The sequence below is a fragment of the Collinsella aerofaciens genome (genome assembly GCF_028209625.1).
Classification (GTDB): domain Bacteria; phylum Actinomycetota; class Coriobacteriia; order Coriobacteriales; family Coriobacteriaceae; genus Collinsella; species Collinsella aerofaciens_AM.
This window is the reverse complement of the sequence record NZ_JAQLDU010000003.1, coordinates 133,581-156,644: the sequence shown is the minus strand read 5'-3', so window position 1 is coordinate 156,644 and position 23,064 is coordinate 133,581. Positions and strand designations below refer to the sequence as shown.

Below are 23,064 nucleotides of genomic sequence, written 5' to 3'. Positions count from 1 at the left end.
TGACATTGTCTATATATTATCACACAGACTAGCGCGAGGTCGAAGCGCGGTGTTCGATGTGGCCGGGGACCTCGATGCGCTTGGGGGCGAGCTTTGCGGCATCGCCCACCGTAGTGGTAACGACGTCGATGCGCTCGGACAGGCGCTCGACTACGCGCTCGGCAATGGTAAGGGTGTCTTGCGCGGCCGTGGTCACACCGCCAAAGAGCACGTGGTGCCAGGGGTAATCGTCAAACGCCGCGATCCTGAGACCCGCCGGCAGCGAGGGACCCAGCTGCGCCAGCGCCTCGGTCAGACGCAGAAAGACTAAGCCGTTGACGGCGATAAGGCCGAGCTTTTTACCCGCGTACTCGCGGATGGCCTCGTCCAGGCGGCCGACGCCCGTGGCGCCACCATCGGCCAGGGTAACGACCTCGCCTGCCAGACCGCGACGCGAGAGCTCGTCGGCAAAGGCCTCGGCGCGCTCACGACGCACGGGGCTGTCGTCGCTCGCCTCGGTGAGCAGGCACAGACGCTCGCTGCCTGCAGAGGCCAAGGCGTCTACCAGGCCGGCGACCAGCTCACGGTTGTTGGAGGTCACCAGATCGATGCCGCCGGCGGCAACATCGCGGTCGAGCAGAACGACAGGCAGGCGTCCCGCGGCCGCGGCGATCGCCTCGTCGTTGCCGCCGCAGGTGTTAACGACGAGGCCGTCCACGCCGGCATCGATAAGCCTGGTGAGCGATTCGGCCTCCTTAGCAGGATCATTGCCGCTAACGGCCGTCATGAGCGAGCAGCCGCGCGCAGCGGCGCTGGCGGAAAGGTCCTCAAGCATGGCGCTGGAGAACGGGTTGCTAATGTCGGCCATGATCACGCCGATGAGATTGGTGCGCGAGCTGCGCAAATTACGCGCGGCGGCACGCGGGCGATAGCCGGTGCGCTCGATAACCGCCGCGATGCGGGCGCGGGTTTCCTCGGTCATCTGCCCGGGGCGGTTATTGAGGTAGCGCGAGACCGTGGCCGGGCTCACGCCCGCCTCGGCGGCAATGTCCTTGATTCTCATCTGCGCCATAGCGCACCCCGTTTCCCCATTGTCGGCAACCTGAGCCATTTTAGGCATTTATACGGACTGCCTACGCCACCAGAGCCGCAGAGCGATCTTAATTTCACCGCAGCAAATAAAGGGGGCGAGTTAGATAGCCGAGTCTTTGGGCAGCTCGAAATAGTCGGGATGCAAGGCGATAACCGGGCCCTGCTCCTCGGGCATCAGATGCAAGTGCGTCTCTGCCAAATAGCTCGCCGTATCGGTATCGCCCTTCTTAATGGCCTCGAGAATCCGGCGATGCTGCCGACGAATCGGCTCCCAATCCAAATCCTGCGACACCATACGTAACCAGTTGTATCGCTCAAAATGCGTGTTGACGCTCTTCATCCAATCCCACAACATGTGGCGGCCGGCAATCTCAAAACACGTCTCGTGGAACAGGTTGTCCAGATCGAAAAAGCGACGTGTTTCGCGATGGTCGAGCGATTCGGACTCGGCAAGAATCTGCTCGAGCCGATGCTTTTGCTCGGGTGTGGCGGCCGAACAGCATTTGATGAGCACGCTTCGCTCGAGTTTCTCGCGCAAGAAACAGGCGTTCTCGGCGCGCTCCATGCTGATTTTTGAGACATAGGTGCCGCTTTTGGGACGCGTTTCCACCAGCTCCTGCTCGCGCAGGCGCACAAAGGACTCGCGAATGGGCGTGCGCCCGATTCCCGTCTCCTTTTCCAGACCAATCGCCGAAAGACGCGTGCCGGGCTTGAGCTCGGCATAGATGATCTTGGAGCGCAATGCGTTGTATGCCTGGTCTTGCAGGCTCTGATAATGCTGGTGTTGTTCCATAAAGCCCTCGGATGAAGCTCACGGTTTGTCGAATACCACGTAATACTATCGCATCCCCCATCTCCTCAATTGCGGTGAAAGAGGCGGTGCTCACGTCGCCAGCACCGCAAGAGCAAGCGGCGGCATCCCGAAACCCGGGACACCACCGCTGTTTTGCTATCGGATGGCGCAGAGACGCCCCTCTTCATGCACCAAGGGGTTGACTAGAGTTCGCAGGCAACCTTGTAGCCATCGCCGATAGCGTCGCGGATGTTGCCGCACTTGTTGGCATCGCCCAGCACGTGGATGGCAACGCCGGCAGCGGCAAGGTCGTCGGCAAGCTTGGTATTGGGACGATAGCCCATGGCAAGCACCAGCGTATCGGCATCGGCGATGGTGTGGATCTGGCCATCCTTTTCGTACGAGATGGTGTCCTCGGTGATCTCGGTCACCTTGGCCTCGGTTAGCACGTGAACGCCCTTGGAGAGCATGCGCGTGATGAGCACCGCGCGACCGGCGCCGCCCTCGTTAGCGGCGAGCGTCTTGGTCATCTCGATGACGGTGACGTCGCGATTGGCCGGCGACAGGTCGTTGACCAACGGGGCCAGGTAATCGGCCGTCTCGCAGCCGACGGTGCCGCCGCCCACGATGACGATCTTCTTGCCCGGGAAAGCCTTGCCGCCCAGCAGGTCGTCAGCCGTCATAACTTGCTTAAAGCCCTGCATAAAAGCCGGAGCGATGGGCTCGGCGCCATAAGCCAGGACAACCTCGTAGCCCGCGTAATCGCGCTGGATGTCCTCGGCGGTCAGCTCGGTACCAAAGACGCACGTGACGCCGGCCTCGGCCAGGCGACGGTACTGATACTTGATCACGCGCGTGAGCTCCTGCTTTGCCGGCGGAACGGCCGCGATGCGCATCTCGCCACCCGGCTCGTCCTGCTTGTCCACGAGCACCACGTTATGGCCGCGCTTGGCGGCAATGTAGGCCGCCTCCATGCCCGCGGGTCCGGCGCCCACGACGAGCACGTTCTTCGCCTCGGCGGCAGGCTCGTAGCCGGCCTCGTCGCGCTCCACGTCCGGGTTGACGGTGCAGGAGATGCGCTTGCCAAACATGATGCCGTTCAGGCAGCGCAGGCAGCCGATGCAGGGACGGATCTCGTCGGCGTTGCCGGCAGCCGCTTTGTTGCAGAACTCGGCATCGCACAGATTGGCACGGCCCATCATGCAGATGTCGGCGGCACCGTCCTCGATCAGCTCCTCGGCAATCCATGCCTCGTTGATGCGGCCGACCGTGGCAACGGGAATGTTCACATGCTTTTTGATCTCGCGCGAGCAGGCAGCGTGCGAGGCCTGCTGCGTGCCGGCAGCGGGAATTGCAGAGCCGCGCTTGATGGTGGTGCCGCCCGACACATGGATCATGTCGACGCCGGCCTTCTCCAGGCGGCGCGAGACGTAGATCATGTCGTTGAGGGTCAAGCCGCCATCGGTGTACTCGTCACCCGAGATGCGGACGTCGATAATGAAGTCCTTGCCACAGCGCTCGCGGATCTCGGCGATGACCTCGAGCAAGAAGCGCATGCGGGCGTCGAGCGAGCCACCGTACTCGTCGGTACGCTTGTTATAGAGCGGGGTCAAAAAGCCGCCGAGCATGCCATGGGCGTGCGCCGCATGAACCTCGACGCCATCGACGCCGGCCTTCTGCATACGCACGGCAGCGTCGCCGAACTGATGCGTGAGCTCGTGGATCTCGTCGATGGTGATGGAACGCGGAGCCTCGCGGGCATAGGACGGGCCCACAAAGGACGGAGCGATGAGGCGCGGGGTGCCCGGAATGTTAAAGGCCATGTAGGCGGGGTGGAAGAGCTGCGGCATGATCTTGCAGCCATACTCGTGGACGGCGGCGGCGAGCTTTTCCCAGCCAGGGATAAACGTGTCGTCGTAGCAGCACATGTCACCCGGCAGATAGGTATAGGTAGGCTCGACCGTCACGACCTCAGTGATGATCAGGCCCACGCCGCCCTTGGCGCGGGCACGGTAATGATCGACCAAGTCGTCGGTCACATAGCCGTGATCGGCCAGGTTGGTAGACACCGGCGGCATAAAGACGCGGTTCTTGACCTCGGTCGTACCGACCTTGATCGGACTAAAGAGCATCGGGTAGGCGGATGACTCCATGCAGGCTTCCTTTCGTTTGAGCCGCTCGGCGGCAAATTACTGACCTATCTATCGTAGCAGCAACCGAGCGGTGCCCGAGCGCACGTGTTCCCCCGGCTTCTGCTCGGTTCACAAAACTCTAGTATACCGCCGATACTGGCACCCCTGAACACCGAACTTGTGTGCTTTTGCCCAGGTGGGTCATGTCCCGACGTACATTTTTGGGAATATTCAGCATCGGAGTGCGCCGCGCAGCGTCCTCGACGCCCCATTTGGTGCGCATTTTGCGCCCGATCGGCATAAATAAGTGCCTACGATGGCGAATTACGCCATCGTAGGCACTTAAAACAGCCGTTCTGCCCCTCTATCGGGACATACGTTTGCTGAATATTCCCAAAAATGTACGCCGCAAGAGGGGGCACCCTCCCTAACGACTCAAATGCGGACGGCCGGCGGCATCGAGTCCAATCGCCGCGCTCGCCCCCGAATGCACAAAGCGCCCCCGTGAACGGATGCTCGCGGGGCGCTTTGATGCCTGAGTCCTATTTGATACCGCGGCCCAGGTCTTCGGCGATTTTATCCACGCCCTTAAGTGCGGCGCAGGTCTTTTTGTTGGAGCAATGTCCCGTGCAAACACCACCCTGAGCACAGTCGGCGCAGGTGCCCTTGCGATAAATGCGCACGCACACGGCGACAAACGCAATACCGATAATAGCCAGTACAACAATATCGATAGGTGCCATAGCAAGCCTCCTCTAGTTAACCATCACTTACTTTACCCCATTCTCCACCTGCCAAAAAGGGACAGGTATATTTTGGTCGGTTTTATCTGCGGAAACGCCACATCTCCCTCACCAAAAAGCCCGAGTGTCACTGGGACACCCGGGCTCGTGGAAAGGGGCTGATCCTTATTCGGACTTAAGCGGAAACTGCAGCGGAAGCGGTGTTGGTCTCGTCCTCGTCGGTCCAAGCGTGCTTGGGCATGGGACGGAAGATCTGGAAGAGCATCGCAACCAGCAGAACGATGGCTACAACCGTCCAAATACCAAACTGGCCAAGGACAAGCAGGTTGTAGAACTGGTTGATGAACAGGCCGATCACCCAGGCAAAGGCGCACTCGTAGCCGATGGCAATCGCGGTCCACTTGCCGGAGTCCATCTGGTTGCGGATAGTGCCCATGGCGGCAAAGCACGGGGCGCACAGCAGGTTAAAGGCGCCAAAGGCAACGCAAGCGCCCATAGTCGGGAACATGCCGGCGAACGCGGTCCACAGGCTCGGGTCGGTCTCGGCGGCGTCGGCAACGGACAGCAGCGAGCCGGCGGTGGCGACGACGTTCTCCTTGGCGACAAGTCCAGAGACAGTCAGCGCGGTGGCCTGCCAGGTGCTAAAGCCGAGCGGGGCGAAGATCCAAGCGACCAGGTTGCCCAGCATGGCGAGCACGGAGTAGTCCATAAACTCCTCGGGGATGCCGTCCATCGCAGGCAGGAAGCCGAAGGAACCGTTGTAGCTACCAAAGTTGGAGAGGAACCAAACCACGACGGTGGACGCGAAGATGACCGTGCCGGCCTTCTTGATAAAGGCCCAGCAGCGCTCCCATACATGCAGCGCCCAAGAGCGGATCGCCGGGAAGTGGTAGGCGGGAAGCTCCATAACGAACGGCGTCGGGCGACCGGCGAAGAGCTTGGTCTTCTTGAGCATGAGGCCCGAGGCGATGACGGCAAAGACGCCCAGGAAGTAGAAGAGCGGGCTGATCCACGCGGCGGTGGTGGAAGAATCGCCGATGATGGAACCCATGAGCAGGGCAATGATCGGCAGCTTGGCACCGCAGGGAATAAACGTGGTGGTCATGACCGTCATGCGGCGGTCCTTCTCGTTCTCGATGGTCTTGGTGGCCATGACGCCGGGGACGCCGCAGCCCGAGGACACGAGCATGGGGATGAACGACTTACCGGACAGGCCAAAGCGGCGGAATACGCGGTCCATGATGAAGGCGACGCGGGCCATGTAGCCGCAGTCCTCCAGGAAAGACAGCATCACAAAGAGCAGGAACATCTGCGGCACAAAGCCAAAGATTGCACCCAGGCCGCCGACGATGCCGTCGCAGACCAGCGAATCGACCAGGCCGCCGTCCTCGGTGCCGCCCGCCACAAGGGCGTCGTGCACCATGGTGGTGATACCCGGGACATAGGGGCCGTACTGTGCCGGGTCGACCGAGTCGGCATTGTCGCCCGCAGCCTCAACAGCTGCGTCATAGGCGTCGCGACCCTGACCGAGCACGTACCAGCCGTCGGTGCCGAAGAGTTGGTCGTTGGTGAAGTCGGTCACCGTGCCGCCGAGGGTAGAAACGGCGATGTAGTACACGCAGAACATGATCACGACGAAGATCGGCAGACCGAGGATGCGGTTGGTAACCACACGGTCGATCTTCTCGGAAGTGCTCATCTTGGCCGGAGCCTTGGTGAGGCACTCGTCGATGATGTGGGCAATCACGCCGTAGCGCTCGCCGGTGATGATGGACTCGGCGTCGTCGTCGCAATCCTGCTCGCACTGGGCGACCAGCTGCTCAACGCGATCGGCCTTCTCCTTGGTGAGGTTGATGAGCTTGCAGGCGTCCGCATCGCGCTCAAACAGCTTGACGGCGTAGTAGCGACGCTTGTTGGCGGAAACGCTCGCCGGCAGGTTGTTCTCGATGTGGGTCAGAACGTCCTCGATAGAAGAATCGAACTTGTGCTCCGGCACCTGGCCCTTGGAAGCAGCGGACTTCTTGACCTGATCGAACAGCTCCTTGATACCCTTGTTCTTAAGGGCCGAGATCATCATGACCGGGCAGCCGAGCTTCTTGGAAAGCTTGTCCGTGTCGATCTTATCGCCGTTCTTCTCCACGAGGTCGGCCATGTTGAGGGCAACGACCACGGGCAGACCGGTCTCGATGACCTGAAGTGCCAGGTACAGGTTGCGCTCAAGGTTGGTCGCGTCGACAACCTGGACGACCACATCGGGCTCGCCGCTCATGAGGTAATCGCGCGAGCACTGCTCCTCGGGGCTGTAGGGGGAAAGCGAGTAGATGCCGGGGAGGTCCGTAATCGTGACGTTCTTGTCACTCAGGAGCTTGGCTTCCTTTTTCTCAACCGTGACGCCGGGCCAGTTGCCAACGTAGCCGTTGGCGCCGGTGATCAGGTTGAAAAGCGTGGTCTTGCCGCAGTTGGGGTTACCCGCCAGCGCGACATGGATCTGAGAATCCGCCATTCAATCCTTCTTCCTTGTGTGCCCGCGCTGCTTTCTCCGCACGGGCTGGATAATGTGCTTCAACATTGCAAATTTAAGTTAGAAAAACCTAACTTTATCTGCATAAATAGTTGCCGCGGGCCCCTACTGGACCTCGACGACGGCAGCCTCCTCCTTGCGGATGGAAAGCTCGTAGCCGCGCACGTTGATCTCGACCGGATCTCCGAGCGGTGCAACCTTAACGACCTTGAACGAAGTGCCCTTGATGAGGCCCAGGTCCATAAGGTGACGGCGAAGCGCGCCCTCGCCGTGAAGCTTGACGATGGTAGAGCTCTCGCCCACCTTAACGTCACCCAACGTCTTCATATTCTTTTCCCCCTTTCAGCTTTTATGGAATGCTGCGAACTAACCGACAGTCATGATGTGCATGGCGACCTTGGAATCGATACCAAAGCGCGCGCCGAGCACGGTGACGATGATATTGGCGCCACTCGAGCTCACCACGTGAACCTCGTTGCCCTCGACAAAGCCGAGGTCCTTGAGGTGATGCTTCATGTCCTCATTGCCCTTTACACGAGACACGTGCACGGTTTCGCCCGCTTTCACCATCGAAAGCGGCATGGCCGGCATCTGCGGTCCGCAAGACATGAGTGTGCTCCTAACGTCAGTTCGTCCTCAACATCGACGCAGCAAAAGTTAACCACGTCTATGTTCGCTACAGTAAACTAGCACGTGGTTAACTTTTTGGAAAGGGTCCCTATTCAGTTTTCGAAAAAGTTTCCCATATGAAACAGGTGTGACAAGGGGACAGCCCCTTTGTCACATTGTTGCGTTTAGAGGGAGAGGTTTCTGATCGACGTGACACACGAGGCCTCGTCTACGCCCGAAATGCGGAAGATGATGTCCTCGCCGCACTCGCCGTAGAGAGCCATGAGCCCCATTACATCGCGGCCGTCGGTATGGCGATCGCCGATGCTGACCGATACGTTGCTACGATGCTTGGCAATAATGTCATAGAGCAGCGCAACCGGGCGGGCATGCAGTCCCAACGGATCTTTAATCGTCTTTGTAAACTCGACCATGTCCCCTCCCACGGCATCGCACATTCGGCCGGCAAACCCAGCCACGTGGTAGTTATTGTAGCGTTAGATGCTTGTCGAGAGCTCCTCTGAACACCTCGTGGGCAAAAAGTGGCAAATATGAGTACTGTCACCAATTTAGTAGCAGCAAAATCGAGAGCAAATTGCCTCCTTTGAGCGATTCGAAGAGGTTGAAAGCCGTCAAACGCCCTTTAAAGGGGGTTATATAAATTGATTTTGAGCCCGTTTTTGCTCAGAACAGGCCGAAAAATATGACATCTCTTTTGCAACAGTACTCATATTTGGCATTTTTTGACCACTGGGTCCAAAACCATGCCCCAAAACACAAAAGGAGGGGCCTCGTAAGGCCCCTCCTTAGGAAAGGGAATCGATTTATTCCACAGCCGTAGATTAATCCTAGCCGCTACTCCATCATGTCGAGGACGGAGGGGCGCAGCTCGCTCTCGGCGGCCTCGAGATCGGTCTCGCGCAGGCGGTTGATATAGCGGTTGTACCACATCACGGCAAGGCCCAGGAAGACAACTACACCGCCAACGTTGTAGACCAGCGTCAGCCACAGCGGCTGATCGAGCGGGATGGTGCCGCAGACAAGCACAAAGCAGAAGACCACAAGCAGGAATGCGGCAACGACCAGACCAAAGCTGCGCGAGCCCATGCGGAAGTCACGGGGAGCGGCGTCGAAGTTCTTGCGCAGCATAAAGTAGGCAAGCAGGATCAGCAGCGGCGGGAGCAGAGCAGTGGCAGCCGTCATGTTGGTGACGATCATGAGCAGGTCGTCGAGGTTACCAGAGCCCAAGGCCGGGATGATCAGGATGGGAACGACGATGGCGAACTGCAGCCAAGCGGCGCGGGCGGGAATGCCGTGCTCGTTGAGCTCGACGATCTTGCTACCAAAGACGCCCTTGGGGATCTCGGTGAAGAAGACCTTGATGGGAGCAGAGGTCCACATCATGAGGGAGCCCAGCGTGGCAGCGAGAAGGATCAGGCCAATGACGCGCGTAGACACTTCCATGGGAATGCCAAAGTGGACAAAGACAGCGCCGAATACGTCGAAGATACCGGTGGAGATGGCAACGCCGCCCTCGGGAATGAACAGGTTGACCAGCAGCGAAGCGCCTGCGTACAGAAGGCCGATGGTCAGGCCGGCGATAACGACGGTGCGCACGAAGGCCTTGACGCCGCCCTTAAGGTCGTTAAGGAACACGCCGACAGACTCAGCGCCGCCAACGCCCTGGATGATCCAGGCAAGCGTACCGAAGAAGCCCCACATAGTTGCGAAGTTGCTCATGTCGGGAGCCATGTTAGCGGGGGTAGGAGCCGTAGCGAACTCGACGCCGCCAAAGGCAGCAGCCAGGGACAGCAAGATGAACACGGCAGTCAGGCCGAGAGCCGCGGTCGAGCCGAAGGAGGAAATGGAGCCGATCCACTTAGCGCCCTTGGTCGAAACCCACGTGGCGATAGCAAAGACGACGATCTCGATAATGGTGATCCACAGCTGCGAGAGCTCAGCATTGGCACCAAAGAACACGTAGCTCGCGTAGATGATGACGTTGGGCAGGACGGACGCAAAGTAGAACAGGTTAACGAACCAGTAGCTAAATGCCGTCAGGAACGCCCAGCGACCACCCATCGAGGTCTTAACCCATGCGTACACGCCAGACTCGGAGTCCCTGTTGAGGCCGACGAACTCAGCGGTAACCAGGGTATAGGGGACAAAGTACAAAAGCGTGGCGAAGAAGAACGACGGCGCAGCTGCCAAGCCGATGGCCGCGTTGTTGTTGATGATGTTCTTGATACCGAACACGGCGGCGACCGTCATGCCCAGCAGAGCGAACGAACCGATCGTCCTCGTTTTTCAGAGCTCATAAGCCCTCCCAATCATCCGTTATATCTCATCTAAAACCGTCCGGACTGCAAGCGCAATCGTGGACGGCGCACCTGCTAAGGGGAATGGGGAAAAGGGAGTCAACAAAGCCATCCCCCTTAACGGCGCGAAGCAAACGTCCAAACGGACGAATACTACTTGTTGGGAAAGGAATAACCTTCAACCGTCACGTGCAGTACCACGACGCGGGGATCCGCGGAATCGGCCACGACACGGTAGGCCTCGTCGATCTCGACGACGGCAACGCCGCCGGCGGGAATCGTCACGGTCTCCCCCGTACCCTCAAAGCGCTCGCGATCGTCGATATCGCTGTAGGCGCGCGTGCAGGTAAGATCCGTCTTGGAAGCCACCTCGACGGTCAGGTCGCCATCGAGCGGGGCGAGCACGGCATGGTAGCGACGGTGACCGACCAGATCGGCGGTAGCTGCCTCGTGGGCGTTCACCCACCAGTACACCAACGAGTCGCCGATGGAGTACGCCACGTCGTGCTGCAGGTCGGCAACACCATCGAGCGCCTGGCCGGTGCGCATCCACTTCTTGACAGACTTCATCTGAGCGTCGAAATCGGCGCGCGAGTTAAAGACATGCATGACTTATGCCTCCTTAATGGGTGCCAGCGCCTGAGCCAGATCGGCAGACGTCAGCGGTCGCAGGGACACCTCAAAGCTGAAGCTCTCAAAACGGGTGCGGTAGGAATCGAGTACCTCGGAACCCCAAGAGTTCGAGCCAAGGCCGAGCAGCTGGTCGTTGATGTTGACCGTGACCGTATCGCCCTTGACAAGGTCGTAGACGTGCTTGGCGTTATCGATTGCCTCGCAGCTATAGGGCCATGCCGAGAACGAGAACGGGTTGGAGGCGGCATCAGCCGGACGAGTCACCAACACGCCGTCACCGTGACTGGAGCGCAGGGCAACCCAGCGGGTACCCTCACGGTTGGCGCAGTCCTGAGGCATAACGTAGGGCGTAAACATGTCGTCGACCGTAGTGCGGTAATGACCGACCGGGTTGGCGCGCAGCGAGTCCGGATAGTTCTCGCCCGGGCCGTGGCCATACCACTCGACGGCACGATTGCAACCGGGGACCTCGAAGGAGATGCCGATGCGCGGGATGATATCCGAGTAATCGCCGTAGGGCTCGCCGGAAACCTTGAGGTCGACGCGGCCGCTCGGAAGCACGGTGTAGACGAGCTCGACGCGCATGCCGAACGCGCGGACGGGAGGAGCGATACGCTGGCTCACGGTAACGACGACCGCATTGCCATCCTGCTTCCAAGAAACCTTGCGGGTAGACGTCTGCATCACATCGATGAAGTTGTCCTTCCACAGGGAGTCATACTCCTGGGCGTGGTTATCGACGAGCGGATGCCAAAAACCAACCTGGGGGCCAGAAGCCATGACATCGCGGCCGGATGCCTTCCACTCGCTCACGGTACCGTTAACTTTGTTGAAGGTCAGCTCACCGTTGAGGGAGTGAATGCGGATCTCCTGCTCGGTCTCCTCGACCGTAAGCTCAGGACGAGCGGGGGCGGCGATGGCCGGCGCCGGATGGTTTGCGATGGCAAACTGGCTTGCGCCCAGCTGGAACATCGGCTCGCACCAGGCGTGAGCCGCCATGGTGTAGGCGCACACGGTCAGCAGGGTCTCGCCTACCGCGGCCTCGCGAATCACCAGTGGCAGCTGGACGGATTCGCCGGGAGCCACCGCGCCGGGCATAAGCGTCTTGCGGCACACTACATCGCCGTCTACCAGGGTCTCCGCCGACAGGCAGACATCCTCGAGGGTAGTAAACCAGCGCTTGTTCGTGACGGTCAGCTCGCCTGCCTCGGCATCGTAGGCCATGCGAACCGGGCAGATGACCTGGCCGTACTCGGTAAGGCCCGGGCTCGGCTGCTGCCAAGGGAACACCATGCCATCGATGCAGAAGTTGCTGTTGTTGGGGTAATCGCCATTGTCGCCGCCATACATGTCGTAGGCAACGCCGTCCTCGGTCACAGCAGCCAAACCGTGGTCGCACCATTCCCAGATAAACTGGCCTTGGATGCAATCCCAGCGATCGAAGACCTCCTGGTACTCGGACAGGCCTCCGGGGCCATTGCCCATGGAGTGGCCGTACTCGCAGTTGATGCGCGGCTTGGGGAAGGGATGCTCACCAAAGTCGTTCATCTGCGACACACGGGAGTACATCGTGGAAATGACATCGACGGTATCGGCGTTGCGGTCCTCCTCGTAGTGGACCGGACGACCGTCGAACTCGTGAGCCTTGGCGTACATCGCGCGGATGTTGCAGCCATAGCCGCTCTCGTTGCCCATCGACCACATAATGATGCAGGCGTGGTTGCGTTCCTGCATCACCAGGCGCTCAATGCGGTCGACGTAGGCCGGCTCCCATGCCGGGTCGTCGGTGACCAGGGCGATATTGCCGATATTCTCGAAGCCGTGACTCTCCATATCGGTCTCGGCGACCAACATGATGCCATACTCATCGCACAGCTCGTAGAAGCGCGGGTCATTGGCATAGTGAGAGGTGCGCACCGCGTTGATGTTGTGTCGCTTCATGAGCTCCAGGTCACGGCGCATGCGATCGAGGCCCACGGCGCGGCCCTTGTGATCGTCGTGATCGTGGCGGTTGACGCCATGCATCTTAAAGTAGGTGCCGTTGAGGTAGATATGATTGCCCTCGACCGTCACCTCGGCAAGGCCCTGGCGATGCGGAACGTACTCGCTGACCTCGTCACCGTCGTAGACCTCAAACGTAAGGTCATAGAGGAAGGGGTCCTCGGGGTTCCAGAAGTGGGCATCGGCAACGCTGCACTCGGCATGGCCGTCGACGCACTCGCCCGTAGTGACCACGTTCTCGCCATCGCTGAGCGTAAACACGACGCGGGTAGCGCCCTCGGCCACCGTCTCGAGCGTGATCAGAGCGGCATCGCCCTCGCGGTGCGTGCGGAACCTAAAGTCGACCAGGTGCGCGGCGGGACGCTGCATAAGGTACACATCGCGGAAGATGCCCGAGGCCCACCACATATCCTGGTCCTCGATATAGCTGCCATCGCTGTACTGCAGGACCTTGACCGCAAACAGGTTGTCGCCCTCGACGAGCGCGTTGGTCACGTCGAACTCGGCAGACAGGCGCGAACCCTTGGTCATGCCGATAAACTGGCCGTTGACGTACAGCTCGCCATAGCTCTCGATGCCGTCGAAGCGAATGATCTCGCGAGCGCCGGCGGGGATGGCGGGAAGGTTGACGATGCGCTGGTAAACGCCCGTGGGGTCATCGGAGGGAACAAACGGCTGGTCCACCGGGAACGGGAAGCCCTCGTCGGTATAGGCAAGATTGCCATAGCCGTCTACCTGCCACAGGTGCGGAACCTCAACGTGATCCCACTCGGGCTTATACGTGGAGAGCTCCTCGTCGGAAACGGCCGCGGGGCCCTCAAAGAGGCGGAACTGCCACGAGCCAGACAGCTGGACAAACCCGCGCGACAGCTCGCGGCTGTACGTAGCGGCGAGATCGGCGGTCTCATAACCCATAAAGTACGCATGGGGTGCCAGGCGGTTCCTGTGGGTGAGCGCTTGGTTTTCCCAATCGTTAATGGCGTCCATGGTGATGCTCCTTCGTCATCGTAGTGATTCTTGTGCAACCGGTTGTCCTTATCTTACGGGCGATGCAAAAAACTGTGCAACCGGTTGTCCGCTGAACGGTCGATTTGGCCGGATTAACGGTGCAACCGGTTGTACAACCGCGACACTTATGTCACCCTGAATATCGAAACCCAACGCAAAACATCGTTCTTAAGCTCGTAGGCAACCGCCACGCCCGCTGATATCTCAGCCACACGAGACGTATTCGATTGCGGCTTGGTTGCAAAACGACACCGGTCTCCGGATATCATGAACGCTGTTCAGGTGCACTATAGTAAGCTGTATCCGCACCAGCCCGTATCAGTGACAACATCGATCGCATTTTCCAGGAGACGCCATGACCCAGCCAGTTCGCACCGCACCTACGCTTGCCGAGGTTGCCGCAGCTGCCGGCGTGTCGCGCTCCACGGCATCGCGCGCCCTCAACGATTCGCCCCGCATTAGCGAGGAAACCAAAAAGCGCGTCCGTGCGGCGGCCAAGAAAGTCAATTTTGTCCCCAACGCTCGCGGCCGAGCGCTCGCTGTCGGGCGCACGGAAATCATCGCCGTGCTCGTGACCGAGCCCCTGAGTGAGCTCTTCAGCGACCCCACCTATAGCGAATTTTTGAGCGGCATTACCGAGGAACTGTCGGAGTCGTCCTATCTGCCCGTTATCTTGCAGGCGTCTTCTACGCATGAGCGCAACCGCGCACGCGAGCACTTTGAGCGCCGCTCGTTCGACGCCGTGATCGACGTCTCCCCTTACAAGGGCAGCGAGCTGCTCGAGGTGCTGCGCGAGCTGGGCGTACCCACCGTGTTGTGCGGCCAGCTCGAGGGCCACCCCTATCGCGATGTGTTCTCGACAGTCTACTCTGACGACGAAGAGGGTGGACGCTTTGCGGCACTCGCTATGAAAGATCGCGGGCGCAAAGATATCGTCGCCGTGTTGGGACCGCAAGACAACCCCGCTGTTGTCGACCGCCTGCGCGGCTACCGCACCGTCCTGGGCGAAGACCTCCCAGGCGCAAACGTTATCTATACCGGCTGGAACAGCGGAGACGGCTATCAGGCCATGCACCAGATCCTCGCGCGCGAGATTGCTTTCGATGGCGTGCTCTGCGGATCGGACCGTATCGCGGCTGGCGTCATCACCGCACTCAACGAGGCAGGCCTATCCGTTCCGGCAGACGTTTCTGTCGTCGGCTTCGACGATCACGAGATTGCGGCGCGCTGCGTCCCCGCACTCACGACCGTCCGCCAGCCCCTGCGCGAAGAAGGCCACATGGCCGCCAACATTGCGCTCGACATGATCAAGGGCGCCGAGCCCACCACCTCCGTGATGCACATGCAGCTCGTTCAGAGAGACTCGCTGTAGGAAACTGGGCCGGGCTTTTCGCCAGACAGTTGTTGCGGAAAGCCTGCCCCGTTTTGAGCGCTCATTCTGGGGCACAGTTTCCGTTATACCGCTCAAGCGGAAACTGTGTCCCATTATTTTGCCGAATTCTGGGTCGCGCTTTCCCAGAGGACCCCCTTTGGGAAAGCACGACCCGTTCTGGACGCAGATTCCGGGACGCACTTTCCGCAACGCCCGGTCATCCCATGCCCTCACAATCTCGGCGTATAAAAAACGAGGGAAGGCACGTGTCCTTCCCTCGTTACAGGCACTATGTAGCCGCTCGCCTACATCAGGCGCAGGCTGACGTCCTTGAGCTGGGCGCCGGAAACGGCACTCGGGGCGCCCGACATGAGGTCGGAGCCGCTGGCCGTCTTGGGGAACGCCATGACGTCGCGGATGGAATCGGAACCGGTGAGCAGCATGCACACGCGGTCCAGGCCCAGGGCGAAACCGCCCATCGGGGGCGCACCAAACTTGAGCGCCTCCATAAGGAAGCCGAACTGCGACTCGGCGCGCTCCTCGGTAAAGCCCAGGAGCTTGAGCATGGACATCTGCATCTCGGCGTTGTGGATACGCATACCGCCGCCGCCGGCCTCAAAGCCGTCCATGACAAAGTCGTAGGTGCAAGAACCGGCTGCCAGCGGGTCGGCCTCGATCTTGGCGATGTCGGTCTCGGTCGGCAGGGTAAAGGGCTGGTGCTCGGCTGCATAGGCCTTGCGATCCTCGTCCCAGTGGAACAGCGGGAAGTTGACGACCCACAGGAAGTCGTGGCCCTCGCGCTTGATCTCGAGCGCGTTAGCCATGTGGGAACGCATGCCGCCCAGGATCTCGTCAGAGAGCAGGCGCGGACCGGCGGCGAACATCACAAGGTCGCCGGGCTCGACGTTCATGCGCTCACGCAGAGCCGCCATCTCCTCGTCCGAGAAGAACTTGACGATGGGGCTGTTGATGGAGCCGTCCTCGCGGAATGCGATCCAGGCCAGGCCCTTGGCGCCAAACGTGGAGGCCACGCCGGCGAGCTTATCGATCTTGGCACGTGCCCAGGCACCGGCGCCCTTGGCGTTGATGGCCTTGACGACAGAGCCCTCCTCGTTTGCGGCGGTCGCGAAGACCTTGAACTTGGAGTTGGCAAAGATGTCGGTCAGGTCGACCAGGTGCATGCCGTAGCGGGTATCGGGCTTGTCGGAGCCATAGGTGTCCATGGCTTCCCAATAGTCCATGCGACGCAGCGGCGTGGGCATCTCGACGCCCATGCGGCCGAAGGCATCGGACAGGACCTCTTCGAGTGCGCTCATGACGTCGTTCTGGTCCACAAAGGACATCTCGATATCGACCTGGGTGAACTCGGGCTGACGGTCGGCACGCAGGTCCTCGTCGCGGAAGCACTTGGCAACCTGATAGTAGCGCTCGACGCCACCGACCATAAGCAGCTGCTTCAGGAGCTGCGGGGACTGCGGCAGGGCGTAGAAGTTGCCCGGCTGGATGCGGCTGGGGACGATGAAGTCGCGGGCGCCCTCGGGCGTGGACTTGAACAGGGAGGGCGTCTCGACCTCCATGAACTCACGGTTGTGCAGCGCCTCGCGAATGGCGAAGGTGAAGTCGGAGCGCAGACGCAGGTTGGCCATCATCTCGGGACGACGGAGGTCCAGATAGCGATAGCGCAGACGGGTGTCCTCGCTGGTCTCGATGCCGTCCTCGATCTGGAACGGCGGGGTGACGGACGTGTTGAGCACCTCGGCGTGGTCGGTCAGGACCTCGATCTCGCCGGTCGCGAGCTTGGTGTTGGTGGTCTCCTCGCCACGAGCGCGCACGACGCCGTGGATCTTGATGGGCCACTCGGGACGCATGGTCTCGGCGATCTTAAAGGCATCGCCGTCGGAGTGCTCGGGGTCGAAGGTGAGCTGCGTGATGCCCTCGCGGTCGCGAAGGTCGCAGAAGATAAGGCCGCCGTGGTCGCGGCGACGGCTCACCCAACCGGTGAGGGTGACCTCTTCGCCCACGTTCTCGAAGCGAAGCTCGCCACAAGTACGGGTGTGCATGGAATGCTCGTCAATGGGACGGGTCTGGCTCATACCAGTGATCCTCCTTTATGGATCTGTGCCGCCCCGTGTCGTTCCGGGCGGCGTCGTACAGATTTGCCCAGCCTGCGTAAACCGCGCAGCCGGACATGGCGTTCTATCTTATCTCACCCGCGTCGATGTGCCACGAAAAAGTAGCTCTTGCCCAAAGACTTGACGGAGACGAAACAATTGACGCACCGTGGCCGTCGCCCAGGCGTGCGGCGTGCGACAATGTGCCCCAATACAACTGCACTCGGAAAGGCCCGCCATGACTGCACGCCTCATCGTTATGGATATCGACTCCACCCTCATCAACCAGGAGGTCATCGACCTTTTGGGCGAGGAGGCAGGCGTAGGCGAGCAGGTGGCGCAAATTACCGAACGTGCGATGCGCGGCGAGCTCGACTTTAAGCAGGCACTCGAGGAGCGCGTGGGGCTGCTCGCCGGCCTGGACGAGAGCGTGTTCGAGCGCACCTTTGAGCACGTGACGTTTACCCCCGGCGCGCTGGAGCTTGTGCGCTCGGCGCACAGCAAGGGCTGGAAGGTCGGCGTGGTAAGCGGCGGTTTCCACGAGGTCGCCGATAAGATCGTGGCCGCCGCGGGCATCGACTTTTGCCTGGCCAACCGCCTGGAGGTCGTAGGCGGCAAGCTCACCGGTAAGCTGGCGGCAGACATCGTGACCAAGGAGTCCAAGCTTATCCAGCTGCTGGATTGGGCCGTTGAGTGCGGTGTCGACATGGCCCATACCGTCGCGATCGGCGACGGCGCCAACGACATACCCATGATCCAGGCCGCGGGCACGGGCATCGCGTTTTGCGCCAAGCCCAAGACGCGCGAGGCCGCTCCGTTTGCCATCGACGAGCGCAATCTCATGCTCGCCATGGACATCATCCTGCGCGACTAGCCGATCCATCTAACAACAGAATTAAATCCTCTATGTCTAGTTTCCGAACAATTTTGTTCTAATGTTCGGAAACTCCCTTTTGAGTGCTAGACTTTGCACCGTCGAAGGGAACATATATGGATAAGCGAGATCTTGAGCAGTTGCTGAGCGATGTTGCCGGCGGAACAGTCACACCGGCCGCCGCCCTCGCGCGCATCCAGACAGCGCCGACCGCCGATCTGGGCTTTGCGCAACTCGATCTTTCGCGCGGGGTACGCCAGGGGGCCGGCGAGGTTGTCTACGGTGCCGGTAAAACCGCCGAGCAGATTGCCGCCATTATCGAAGCGCTACGCGATGCCGGCCAGGAGCGCATCCTGATCACGCGTCTGAACTCCGAAAAGGCAGCCCACACCTCGGAGCTTCTCGGAAACGACATCAACCTGGGATATGTCCCGGACGCCCAGCTCGCCCTCGTGGGCGGCAAGCCCTCCCCCACCGGCAACGGGCGCATCGTTGTCGCCTGCGCCGGCACGAGCGACTTACCCGTCGCCGAAGAAGCCGCGTTGACGGCCGAATTCTATGGCAACGAGGTCGACCGCCTCTACGACGTAGGTGTCGCCGGCCTGCACCGCCTGCTCGCTCATGCCGAGGAACTTGCCCAGGCACAGGTGGTCATCGCCATCGCCGGCATGGAAGGCGCCCTTGCGAGCGTCATCGGCGGCCTGGTGAGCTGTCCGGTCATCGCCGTCCCCACCAGCGTGGGCTATGGCGCGAGCTTTGGCGGCGTGGCCGCACTGCTCGCCATGCTCAACTCCTGCGCCAGCGGCGTTTCGGTCGTCAACATCGACAACGGCTTTGGCGCCGCCTACCAGGCAAGTCTTATCAATCATCTGAGCGCCGGCATGCCCTGCGCCCGTTAAGGAGCATTCCATGTCCAACCATCAGCACACGCTTATCATCGACGGCACCTCGGGCATCAGCGGCGACATGACCGTCGCGGCCCTGCTCGACCTGGGCGCCAGCGAGGAGCATCTGCGCGAGCAGCTCGCCACGCTTCCGGTCGGCGGCTTTGAGATTGCCGTTTCACGCGTAAACAAACATGGCATCGACGCCTGCGACTTTGACGTTCAGCTGGCAGAGGAGCTCGAGAACCACGACCACGACATGGCCTGGCTCTACGGCAACGAAGCAGCTGCCGAGCACACACACGAGCATGAGCACCACCATCATGATCATGGCGAGCACGAACACGAGCACTGCCACGAGCACGAACGCGTGCACTGCCACGAGCATGATCATGAGGCCCATGACCATGGCCACGAGGACCATCATCACGCCCACCACCATCACCACCGTTCTTTGGCAGATGTCACCGCCATCATCGACGGCTCGCAGCTAAGCGATGGCGCCAAGCGTCGCGCGCTCGCCATCTTTACCGCGCTCGCCGCCGCTGAGGCCAAGGCTCACGGCAAGACGCCCGAGACCGTCATGTTCCACGAGGTGGGCGCCATCGACTCCATCGTCGATGTCTGCTCTGTCGCCATCTGCCTCGACGACCTGGGCGTTGAGGATATTGTGGTCGAATCGCTCTCCGAGGGTCACGGCGCCATCCGCTGTGCCCACGGCCTCATGCCCATTCCCGTCCCCGCTGTCGTCAACCTGTGCCAGGCGGGCAATATCGCCCTCACGCCCACACCGGTCACCGGCGAGCTCGTGACGCCCACGGGCGCCGCCATCGTCGCCGCGCTACGCACGTCCGAGCACCTTCCGGTCCGTTACCGCATCGAGGCCGTCGGCTACGGCGCCGGCAAGCGCCCTTACGAGGGCTGCTCCGGCACGCTCCGCTGCCTGCTCGTTCACGCGGACGCATAGCCATGGATGCCCGCAAGGCAAAAAGCCGCGCCGCCATCGTCGCGGCGTTCTCCGAACTGCTGCGCGAAGAGGACTACGGCAAGATCACCGTCGGCGACATCATCGCTCGCGCCCATGTGGGTCGGGCCACGTTCTATGGCCTCTTCAAGAGCAAAGATGACCTACTGTCCGAACTCGTGAGCGACATCTGCACCCACGCCCTCGACGACGATGGCACACCGCTCGATGATCCGCTCGTACAAGTCGAGCATATCCTCAACAACCTCTGGGAACGCCGCCAGGGCGTACGAGCCCTCGTAGCCGGCGCCGGCTCACGCGTCTTCGCCGACTGCCTACGCAAGACCATCATGTCACGAGCAGCCGAAACCGTCCCCACCGACCCAAACGGCCCCGCCGCCGCCATGGACCGAAGCTTCCTACTGCACCACATAGCCTCAAGCTTCGTAGGAATGGTCCAATGGTGGGCCTGGCACAACTTCCAAGCAGATAAGGCCGAAGTAGCCAAAGACTACCTATCGGCCATAAAACCCCTCTTCAACTAAGTAAGAAGCTCATCCCAAAGCATCGCCCCACCCCAAGGCGCCACGCACCCCAAAGTGTCACTCGCGCTTCAACGCCCCTACCAGCAACAAGCCCCTCACATCCAAATTCAGATATATATGTTGGGTTGCTTGTACGAACGCAACAAAGACTCCGCAGCTGGCCGCATGGGGCAACTTCCCAGCGCACTCCGCAGGACGCAAAAAGGCTCGCCGCACAAAGTGCGCAGCGAGCCTTTTTGCATGTCCGAGGACGCGCTGGGAAGTTGCCCCATGCGGCCAGCGGACAACTATGTAGCCTTGGGCTAGAACATGCCCAAGAAACCATGCACAAACAGCGCGGCCACAGCAGCACCGACAAACGGAGCGATGCCAGGAACAAGCAGGCCATACTTCCAGTTGTTGTCAGCCTTGTTCTTAATCGGCAGCACCTGATAGGCCATGCGAGGACCAAGGTCACGAGCCTGGTTCATGGCGAAGCCGGTGATGCCGCCCATGCCCATGCCAACAGCCCAAACGATCAGACCGACGCAGATAGCGAGCATCAGAACGTTCTCGCCGGCGCGGCTAGCGGCAGCAAGGATGGCGCTGATGAACACAAAAGTGCAGATAGCCTCGCAGAAGAAGTTACGGGCATAGTTCGTACCCTCGGTGGTGGGGTTGGTCGAGAAAATGTTGCGCTGGGCAATGGGGTCGACGACGCCCTCGGAAGCCTTGAACTCATCGGCATACATAAACCAGGCGATTACGGCACCCACAAAGCCGCCGAGCATATCGGCAATCATGAAGGGGATGCAGCTGCCCCACGGCACCAAGCCGACGATGCACTGGGCAAGCACCATGGCGGGGTTCATGCACACGGCGCCGCCAAAGACAAACAGGCAGACCGAGATGCCAAAAGACCAGGTGGTGATGGCAAACATATGGCCGGAGCCCTGATACTTGGTGCCCTTGAGCACGGTATCGCAGTGCACGCCCACGCCAAAGACGATCATGAGGGCCGTCGCGCCGAATTCGCAGAGGAGTTTGGTAAGCATAAAACCTTATCTTTCTTGTCGGTTATAAACGATTCGTTTAGGCCGCGCACTAGTGCTGCGCGACGACAACGCCCAGGCCATCGGGAATGACGGCAACCTTGGCATCGGCACCCTTCATCTCAAAGGCGAGCTTGAGCGCCTCCTCGATAGTGTTGACCGGCGTCATGTGCATATCCTTGAGCATCTGGTGATCGCACAGATCGGTGACCATGATCACAGGGTGATGCGCCAGGATGCGGGCAAAGATCTGGCTCGTCCACTGGTCGGGCAGGGTCTCGTCCTTAGGACGGTCGATGCAGGCGTGCTCAAACTCCGCCGGATCGTTGTCGGCGATGTTGTGATAGAAGCTCTCGCCACCGTGGCCGTCGGCACAACCGGCGACGTCGATGATCACGCCGCCCTCAGGAAGCGTGGCCTCGGCAGCGCACATGCCCTTCACAGCCTGATAGATGTTCTGATCGAGGGGGTAGCCACCGTTGGTGGTGATGGCAATCTCGCACTCGACGGGCTCAACGCCGGCAAGGCTCTTCACGAACTCGCAGCCGGCCTCGTGCGCCTTGTGGATATCGCCGGCAAAGGAGCCGATGACCTCGTGCTTGCCGTTAAGCACCACGTTAAGCACAAAGGCAAGGTGAGCCATCTCGGCGGCGGCGAACATGTCCTCGCTCACGTGGTTGTGGCACAGGTTGCCGGCACGCGAGTGGGAATCGTTCACAAACTGACCGTTGTGGTTGTACATGATGGTCTTGTAGCTGGCGATGCCGGGCAGGACGGACTTGCGGCTACCAGAGAAACCGGCAAAGAAGTGCGGCTCAATAAAGCCCTCGGCAAGCAGCAGATCGCAATCGGCGGCAATCTTGTTGATGATGCACTCGCCACCAGAAGGCAGGGTGCCGATCTTTTTCATCATGCTGTCGTCGGTCGCGACGTGCATAACGATTTCCTCGTTAGCAACGATCTCCTCGCCATACTTATTGACGAGTTCCTCGTGCGTCGACGGACGGTGCATGCCCGTAGCAACCAGAATGCGAACGCGCGCCTCGGGCGCAGCGGAATGGATGTGATGCAGCAGAATAGGCATCGTCACACGCGAGGGAACGGGGCGCGTATGATCGGAGCTAATGATGACGATATCCTTCTTGCCAGCACAAAGCTCCTCGAGCGAAGGCGAGCCATAAGGGTTGGCAAGTGACTCCTCTACCAGCTCTTCCTGTGATTTTGTAGTCTTAAACTCGTTTTGATGACCTTCCATCACACCCGCGAAGTTCTTATCCTCGAGCTCCAGATGCAACGTCTTGTGGTCAAACGGCAGTTCACATTCAAACAATGACGAGCGCCCTCTTCCTTTCAACTGACACACTAGATAAACCGTTGGAAGGATACGCCGCTCACCGAAAAACACCACCGTCCACCGACTCATTAACACAACGTTCATATTTGACCCACAACAA

19 protein-coding genes are annotated in these 23,064 nt (G+C 60.4%); 5 read left to right on the top strand and 14 right to left on the bottom strand.

Features of this window, described 5'->3' with window-relative positions:
* Positions 1-28: 28 nt before the first annotated feature.
* The 11 genes from PMW70_RS02680 to PMW70_RS02630 form a co-directional block, all read right to left on the bottom strand.
* Positions 29-1,051, bottom strand: a complete 1,023-nt coding sequence (locus PMW70_RS02680) for a LacI family DNA-binding transcriptional regulator (protein ID WP_271743809.1) — start codon at positions 1,049-1,051, stop codon at positions 29-31.
* A 120-nt stretch (positions 1,052-1,171) separates the two neighbouring features.
* The gene (locus tag PMW70_RS02675) at positions 1,172-1,864 is read right to left on the bottom strand and encodes a GntR family transcriptional regulator (RefSeq protein ID WP_271738481.1); all 693 of its coding nucleotides are present in this window, start codon (positions 1,862-1,864) and stop codon (positions 1,172-1,174) included.
* A gap of 203 nt (positions 1,865-2,067) precedes the next feature.
* The gene (locus PMW70_RS02670) at positions 2,068-4,017 is read right to left on the bottom strand and encodes an NAD(P)/FAD-dependent oxidoreductase (protein WP_271743808.1); all 1,950 of its coding nucleotides are present in this window, start codon (positions 4,015-4,017) and stop codon (positions 2,068-2,070) included.
* 521 nt (positions 4,018-4,538) lie between these two features.
* Positions 4,539-4,739, bottom strand: coding sequence for a hypothetical protein (locus PMW70_RS02665; protein ID WP_117797110.1), 201 nt, complete (start codon positions 4,737-4,739; stop codon positions 4,539-4,541).
* A 175-nt stretch (positions 4,740-4,914) separates the two neighbouring features.
* Positions 4,915-7,242, bottom strand: coding sequence for a ferrous iron transporter B (gene feoB, locus PMW70_RS02660; protein WP_271743807.1), 2,328 nt, complete (start codon positions 7,240-7,242; stop codon positions 4,915-4,917).
* Positions 7,243-7,365: 123 nt separating this feature from the next.
* Entirely contained in the window at positions 7,366-7,587 is a 222-nt protein-coding gene (locus tag PMW70_RS02655; protein ID WP_006234774.1) for a FeoA family protein, read from the bottom strand.
* A 39-nt stretch (positions 7,588-7,626) separates the two neighbouring features.
* Positions 7,627-7,869: a FeoA family protein gene (locus PMW70_RS02650; protein ID WP_233540901.1), complete on the bottom strand. Its 243-nt coding sequence runs from the start codon at positions 7,867-7,869 to the stop codon at positions 7,627-7,629.
* A gap of 185 nt (positions 7,870-8,054) precedes the next feature.
* The gene (locus PMW70_RS02645; RefSeq protein ID WP_117634215.1) at positions 8,055-8,303 is read right to left on the bottom strand and encodes an HPr family phosphocarrier protein; all 249 of its coding nucleotides are present in this window, start codon (positions 8,301-8,303) and stop codon (positions 8,055-8,057) included.
* 421 nt (positions 8,304-8,724) lie between these two features.
* On the bottom strand, positions 8,725-10,149 hold the full coding sequence (locus PMW70_RS02640) for an amino acid permease (protein ID WP_416378074.1): 1,425 nt from the start codon (positions 10,147-10,149) through the stop codon (positions 8,725-8,727).
* Positions 10,150-10,340: 191 nt separating this feature from the next.
* Entirely contained in the window at positions 10,341-10,796 is a 456-nt protein-coding gene (locus tag PMW70_RS02635; protein ID WP_161194686.1) for a NanQ anomerase/TabA/YiaL family protein, read from the bottom strand.
* A gap of 3 nt (positions 10,797-10,799) precedes the next feature.
* Positions 10,800-13,808, bottom strand: a complete 3,009-nt coding sequence (locus PMW70_RS02630; RefSeq protein ID WP_271743806.1) for a glycoside hydrolase family 2 TIM barrel-domain containing protein — start codon at positions 13,806-13,808, stop codon at positions 10,800-10,802.
* Positions 13,809-14,184: 376 nt separating this feature from the next.
* Here PMW70_RS02630 and PMW70_RS02625 point away from each other — a divergent pair, with 376 nt between their 5' ends.
* The gene (locus tag PMW70_RS02625) at positions 14,185-15,201 is read left to right on the top strand and encodes a LacI family DNA-binding transcriptional regulator (protein WP_089572647.1); all 1,017 of its coding nucleotides are present in this window, start codon (positions 14,185-14,187) and stop codon (positions 15,199-15,201) included.
* Between the two features lie 305 nt (positions 15,202-15,506).
* Here PMW70_RS02625 and aspS read toward each other — a convergent pair whose 3' ends face one another.
* Entirely contained in the window at positions 15,507-17,294 is a 1,788-nt protein-coding gene (gene aspS, locus PMW70_RS02620) for an aspartate--tRNA ligase (protein WP_271743805.1), read from the bottom strand.
* A gap of 256 nt (positions 17,295-17,550) precedes the next feature.
* On the opposite strand from aspS, the gene serB reads away from it, so the two are divergent.
* The 4 genes from serB (at position 17,551) to PMW70_RS02600 (ending at position 20,579) form a co-directional block, all read left to right on the top strand.
* Positions 17,551-18,186 (top strand): phosphoserine phosphatase SerB, encoded by a 636-nt coding sequence (gene serB / locus PMW70_RS02615; protein ID WP_271743804.1) that lies wholly within the window; start codon positions 17,551-17,553, stop codon positions 18,184-18,186.
* Positions 18,187-18,302: 116 nt separating this feature from the next.
* Positions 18,303-19,085 carry a nickel pincer cofactor biosynthesis protein LarB gene (larB, locus tag PMW70_RS02610; RefSeq protein ID WP_271743803.1) on the top strand — a complete coding sequence of 261 codons (783 nt, stop codon included), beginning with the start codon at positions 18,303-18,305 and terminating at the stop codon, positions 19,083-19,085.
* A gap of 10 nt (positions 19,086-19,095) precedes the next feature.
* On the top strand, positions 19,096-20,037 hold the full coding sequence (gene larC / locus PMW70_RS02605; RefSeq protein WP_271743802.1) for a nickel pincer cofactor biosynthesis protein LarC: 942 nt from the start codon (positions 19,096-19,098) through the stop codon (positions 20,035-20,037).
* Positions 20,038-20,039: 2 nt separating this feature from the next.
* Positions 20,040-20,579, top strand: coding sequence for a TetR/AcrR family transcriptional regulator (locus tag PMW70_RS02600; protein WP_271743801.1), 540 nt, complete (start codon positions 20,040-20,042; stop codon positions 20,577-20,579).
* Between the two features lie 302 nt (positions 20,580-20,881).
* Here PMW70_RS02600 and larD read toward each other — a convergent pair whose 3' ends face one another.
* Positions 20,882-21,613: a D/L-lactic acid transporter LarD gene (gene larD / locus PMW70_RS02595; protein ID WP_271743800.1), complete on the bottom strand. Its 732-nt coding sequence runs from the start codon at positions 21,611-21,613 to the stop codon at positions 20,882-20,884.
* A 49-nt stretch (positions 21,614-21,662) separates the two neighbouring features.
* The gene (gene larA / locus PMW70_RS02590) at positions 21,663-22,940 is read right to left on the bottom strand and encodes a nickel-dependent lactate racemase (protein ID WP_271743799.1); all 1,278 of its coding nucleotides are present in this window, start codon (positions 22,938-22,940) and stop codon (positions 21,663-21,665) included.
* Positions 22,941-23,064 lie beyond the last annotated feature (124 nt).

Coding starts and splice junctions, on each gene's coding strand:
- PMW70_RS02680 (WP_271743809.1), bottom strand. CDS start 1,051: ATGGCGCAGATGAGAATCAAGGACATTGCCGCCGAGGCGGGCGTGAGC.
- PMW70_RS02675 (WP_271738481.1), bottom strand. CDS start 1,864: ATGGAACAACACCAGCATTATCAGAGCCTGCAAGACCAGGCATACAAC.
- PMW70_RS02670 (WP_271743808.1), bottom strand. CDS start 4,017: ATGGAGTCATCCGCCTACCCGATGCTCTTTAGTCCGATCAAGGTCGGT.
- PMW70_RS02665 (WP_117797110.1), bottom strand. CDS start 4,739: ATGGCACCTATCGATATTGTTGTACTGGCTATTATCGGTATTGCGTTT.
- feoB (WP_271743807.1), bottom strand. CDS start 7,242: ATGGCGGATTCTCAGATCCATGTCGCGCTGGCGGGTAACCCCAACTGC.
- PMW70_RS02655 (WP_006234774.1), bottom strand. CDS start 7,587: ATGAAGACGTTGGGTGACGTTAAGGTGGGCGAGAGCTCTACCATCGTC.
- PMW70_RS02650 (WP_233540901.1), bottom strand. CDS start 7,869: ATGTCTTGCGGACCGCAGATGCCGGCCATGCCGCTTTCGATGGTGAAA.
- PMW70_RS02645 (WP_117634215.1), bottom strand. CDS start 8,303: ATGGTCGAGTTTACAAAGACGATTAAAGATCCGTTGGGACTGCATGCC.
- PMW70_RS02635 (WP_161194686.1), bottom strand. CDS start 10,796: ATGCATGTCTTTAACTCGCGCGCCGATTTCGACGCTCAGATGAAGTCT.
- PMW70_RS02630 (WP_271743806.1), bottom strand. CDS start 13,808: ATGGACGCCATTAACGATTGGGAAAACCAAGCGCTCACCCACAGGAAC.
- PMW70_RS02625 (WP_089572647.1), top strand. CDS start 14,185: ATGACCCAGCCAGTTCGCACCGCACCTACGCTTGCCGAGGTTGCCGCA.
- aspS (WP_271743805.1), bottom strand. CDS start 17,294: ATGAGCCAGACCCGTCCCATTGACGAGCATTCCATGCACACCCGTACT.
- serB (WP_271743804.1), top strand. CDS start 17,551: ATGACTGCACGCCTCATCGTTATGGATATCGACTCCACCCTCATCAAC.
- larB (WP_271743803.1), top strand. CDS start 18,303: ATGGATAAGCGAGATCTTGAGCAGTTGCTGAGCGATGTTGCCGGCGGA.
- larC (WP_271743802.1), top strand. CDS start 19,096: ATGTCCAACCATCAGCACACGCTTATCATCGACGGCACCTCGGGCATC.
- PMW70_RS02600 (WP_271743801.1), top strand. CDS start 20,040: ATGGATGCCCGCAAGGCAAAAAGCCGCGCCGCCATCGTCGCGGCGTTC.
- larD (WP_271743800.1), bottom strand. CDS start 21,613: ATGCTTACCAAACTCCTCTGCGAATTCGGCGCGACGGCCCTCATGATC.